A 4,237-nucleotide genomic window follows, 5' to 3' on the forward strand; every position below is an offset into this window, starting at 1 on the left:
CACGACGTACTCGAAAAAGCCATCGATTTTATACTCGGTTTTGTAGCTCATTTTTAGCGCGTAGCTCACGGCGTAGAGCACCTCTATTGCGTGCTGATACGCTCCGCCTGATTCGTTCGGGTCGCCCTCGCCGCGGATGCAGACGAAATTCGCAGGCGGGACGGTTAAAATTTGCGGCGTCTGCTTTGGCGCGTAAAGCTGTCTAAACTCTTTTTTAAAATCAAACATTTTATTCCTTTTGCGAGGTAAATTTTATAAAATTTTACGCTAAAAGTGAAGCTGAAATTTTAAACTGTCTTACAATTTTACAGCATTACGCGATCGCGCGTATGCGAAATTCTACGAAATTTTACGTTCGTCACATCGTTACAAGAAATTTTGCCGCAAGCGCGTCAATGTCCAGTTACGCAATAAAAAACGCCGCTATAAATATTTTAAAATTCCGCTGAAGCGCGGGGCTAAAGCGGCTAAATTTAAAATGGCGCTTTAAATTTAGACCAGCGCCAGCTTCAGCACCTCTTCGATCCGCTCTACCGGCGTTATTTTCAGATCGTTTTTGACCTCGTCCGGGATCTCTGCTAGGTCGCGCTCGTAGTTTTTGCGCGGGATCAGCACTTCGGCGATTTTGGCTTTGTGCGCGGCGATGAGCTTCTCCTTAAGCCCGCCGATCGGTAGCACCTTGCCGCTTAGCGTGATCTCGCCCGTCATCGCTAGATCGGCACGCACCTCGCGCTCGCTTAAAATCGACGCGATCGCCGTGCTCATCGTGATGCCCGCGCTCGGTCCGTCCTTCGGCGTCGCGCCCTCGGGCACGTGGATGTGAAGGTCGAATTTGTTATAAATCTGCTCCGAGCTTTCGGAATTCTCTTCCGCGCCTAAATTTCGTGCCGTCGCCGCAGGGCTTTTAGATGTCGCGCCACCATTTGCGCGCAATGCGGAGTTTTTGCCGGCGCGTGAGGCTTTTGTCGCGCCCGCCTTCGCGTCTTGGCCCGCTTTGAGCTTGCCCTCGTCGATCAGCACCTTTACGACGCTAAAGGCGATCTGCGCGGATTCTTTCATCACGTCGCCGAGCTGGCCCGTGATCGTCATCGCGCCCTTACCTTTGATCTTGACCGCTTCGATCTTGAGCACGTCGCCGCCTACCGCAGTCCACGCAAGCCCGTTTACGATGCCGATTTGATCGCACTTTTCGACCTCGTCTATCTCGAAAACCTTCTTATTTAGAAATTCGCTTAAATTTTTCGTCGTTACGATGATTTTTTTAAACTCTTTGTCTTTTAAAATTTTAACCGCGACCTTGCGGAAGATCGCAGCGATCTGGCGGCGCAGGTTTCGCACGCCGCTTTCGCGTGTGTACTCTTCGATGATCTCGGAAAGGGCTGCCGGGTTGATCGCTACGTCGGCTGATTTTAAGCCGTGGCGCTGCAGCTCCTGGGGGATCAGATAGTCTTTGGCGATCTGAAATTTCTCCTGCGGCGTGTATGAGCTAAGCTCGATAAACTCCATCCTATCGCGCAGCGGCGCAGGTATGAGAGATACGTCGTTTGCCGTGGCGATAAAGATGATCTTGCTAAGATCGATGTTGAAATTTAGATAGTAATCCCTAAAGCTCGAGTTTTGCTCGGGGTCTAAAATTTCAAGCAGAACCGCCGTCGGATCGCCCTTGTATGAGCTTGAAATTTTATCGATCTCATCAAGCACGATGACGGGGTTCATCTGATTTGCCTCGATGAGGCCTTGCACGATGCGGCCGGGCATAGCGCCGATGTAGGTGCGGCGGTGCCCGCGCAGCTCGTTCACGTCCTCAAGCCCGCCTAAAGCGATACGGATGAGTTTGCGCTTAAGCGCGGTCGCGATGGAGTTTGCAAGGCTCGTCTTGCCTACGCCGGGAGGGCCGTAGAAGCATAAAATCGCGCCGCCGTTTTTGCCGTCCTCTTTGCTCTTCTTGCCGCTTGTGCCGCGAAGCTCCAAAAGCTGCTTTAGCGCGAAATACTCCTCGATGCGCGCCTTGGGCTTTTGCAGGGAGTGGTGGTCTTTATTCAGCTGAGCGGTGACGCCCTCGATGGACATCTTGTGTTTGGCGGTCTTTTCAAAAGGCACCTCCAAAACCCAGTCCAGATAGCTCTGCACGAGCCCCGCATCGGCGCTGTCCGGATGGAGGCGGGCAAATTTATCGATCTGCTTTTTGATCTCTTTGTAGGCATCCTCGCCCAAATATGGCTTTTTGGCTTCCAGCTTTTTGCGGTATTCCTCGATCTCGATGTCGCGATCGGCATCGCCGCCGAGCTCCTTTTGGATCTGCTTGAGCTGCTCTTTTAAAAAATACTCTTTGTTCGTCTTATCGATCTTGGAATGAACCTTGCTTTTGATCTCCTTTTCGAGCCTCTGCGCTTCGATCTCGTCGGAGATGTAGTTGATGAGGTTGAAAAGGCGCTTTTGCAAGTTGCTCTCGGTAAAAAACGAGTAGGCTACCTGCTTTTTTAGGCGCAGTGCGCTTAAAATCAGGTCGCAGACGCGCGCGGCGTCGGTGCCGTCGTCGATGGTCTTTAGCAGATCGTTCGGGAAAAAATGCGTAAGCGTGCTAAGCGTCTTGGTTTTTTCTTTCAGCACGCTTACCAGCGCGTCTAATTTCTGGTCGTTGCCGCGCTCGTCGTGGATGATATCGACGGTAGCGACCAGCGGATCTTGCGAAATTTCTTTTACGATTTTGCCTTTTAGTGCGCCTTGGAATAAAATTTTAACCCGTCCATCCGGAAGCGGCACGGTTCTCATCACGGAGCCCACGACGCCTGCATTATAGATACCGCCGAAGCTTCTATCGCCGCTAAATTCCGACTTTGAGCTTACGACCATTATCATAGATTCGTTTTTGGCGGCTAGATCGAGGGCTTTTTTGTTATGCTCGTCGCCGATGAAAAGGGGCGCTATCATAAACGGATATAAAAATAGCTCGTCCTCGACGATGATAGGCAGATCGCTAGGGAAGGTTGTATTTTGCATCAGTTGCATCGCTCCTCCTACTCAAAAATCGCGCGATACCAAGGCGAACGCGGTTTGATTACGTCGGTGCCGTTTAGCGGGGATTCTTCGATGCGCTGCTCGTAAATTTTGGCCGAGCTCTCGCGGTCGGTGCGCTGGTAAAGGTCTTTTATGTCGATATTTAGCTGATGCTCGGCAAGGCGTAGCTTTGTTAGCATCGTCTCAAGTAGTGGACGATACTCGCTCTGCGGATATTCAGCTATAAATTTTCGAATTTCGTCGATGCTGTTTAGCATTAGCTTTTGGTTGCGATTTGGGCGGCTAAAGGAGTCGAAATTTGCTCTGATCTTTAGAAATCTCGCGTATTCGATCTTTTGCGTCGTGCCGTAGAGGCGGATATATTCGTCTAGGTATTTGTTTGCTTTCTCGTAGTTTTCATCCTCCACAAAAGCCCACGCCATAATGAGTGTCATCTCCTCAAGCAGAGGCGAAGCGATATGCTCGCTAGAAAAGCTAGTGTAGTGCTTCTCGGCATCCTCCATGCTGGCGTTGTTTATATCTTCTAAAATTTTAGAATACCACGTCTCGGGGCTTAGATTAAAAAGCTCGCCGTCGCCTTTGCCGCTGCAGCCGCCGATAAACGCGATAAATAGGAGAGCGGATAGAATTTTACTTAGATTTGTCATAAAAAATCCTTGGAATTTATTTAGCTCGTAATTTTATAGTCTTTGAGTAAATGCAAGCTTAAATTCTGCGTCCAAATTTAAAAATGGAATTTCTTTAAAATTTTTGTGCGTTCGGGCTTAAAAATCTTTGTAAACCAAAAAAATTTACGCGATAAATTCTAAATTTAAGTTTAACAATAGTATAATTAGCGCCGATAACGCAGAGTAAGTTTGCGTTTCCGTAATTTCAAAATTTTAAAGAAAGGATGTAAGATGAAAAAAGGTTTTACTCTAATCGAGCTGATCTTTACCATCGTGATTTTGGCGATCACGACGATGGCGATCCCGCGTATCGTCGCGCAGACGACCGAGCTAAATGCCCTTGCGATCAAAGAGGAGCTCGTATATAACGCCAAAACTTTGATGTCGCGCGTATCTAAGGCACAATGGGATAGCGCGTATATGAGATCGGCGACTTGTGGCAGCGATCCTAGTTGTATGGAGAGAATTTTAACTGTAGGTGGCGAACTTCCCGCGGACTCATCGGTGCTCAGACCGGGCATATTAAACGAGCCTAATAATAGAAGGATCAA

General features: G+C 49.0%; 3 protein-coding genes and 1 pseudogene. 1 reads left to right on the plus strand and 3 read right to left on the minus strand.

Features of this window, described 5'->3' with window-relative positions; translation table 11 throughout:
- From Q0256_RS05585 to Q0256_RS05595, 3 genes and pseudogenes are all read right to left on the minus strand, one after another.
- Positions 1-228, minus strand: a pseudogene (locus Q0256_RS05585) (GyrI-like domain-containing protein); the annotation flags it as partial.
- Positions 229-492: 264 nt separating this feature from the next.
- A complete protein-coding gene (gene lon / locus Q0256_RS05590) occupies positions 493-3,009 on the minus strand; it encodes an endopeptidase La (RefSeq protein WP_297960916.1) in 2,517 nt (838 codons plus the stop codon).
- Between the two features lie 8 nt (positions 3,010-3,017).
- Positions 3,018-3,665, minus strand: a complete 648-nt coding sequence (locus tag Q0256_RS05595; protein WP_297960919.1) for an outer membrane protein assembly factor BamD — start codon at positions 3,663-3,665, stop codon at positions 3,018-3,020.
- A gap of 252 nt (positions 3,666-3,917) precedes the next feature.
- Between Q0256_RS05595 and Q0256_RS05600 the strand changes: the two genes are divergently transcribed.
- Positions 3,918-4,237, plus strand: a 320-nt coding sequence (locus Q0256_RS05600; protein ID WP_297960922.1) for a type II secretion system protein, incomplete at its 3' end; no start/stop codon positions are given.

The organism is uncultured Campylobacter sp., assembly GCF_937949835.1.
Classification (GTDB): domain Bacteria; phylum Campylobacterota; class Campylobacteria; order Campylobacterales; family Campylobacteraceae; genus Campylobacter_B.

What these genes read in the sequence shown, in the direction of transcription:
- lon (WP_297960916.1), bottom strand. Translation starts at nt 3,009, where the DNA reads ATGCAACTGATGCAAAATACAACCTTCCCTAGCGATCTGCCTATCATC.
- Q0256_RS05595 (WP_297960919.1), bottom strand. Translation starts at nt 3,665, where the DNA reads ATGACAAATCTAAGTAAAATTCTATCCGCTCTCCTATTTATCGCGTTT.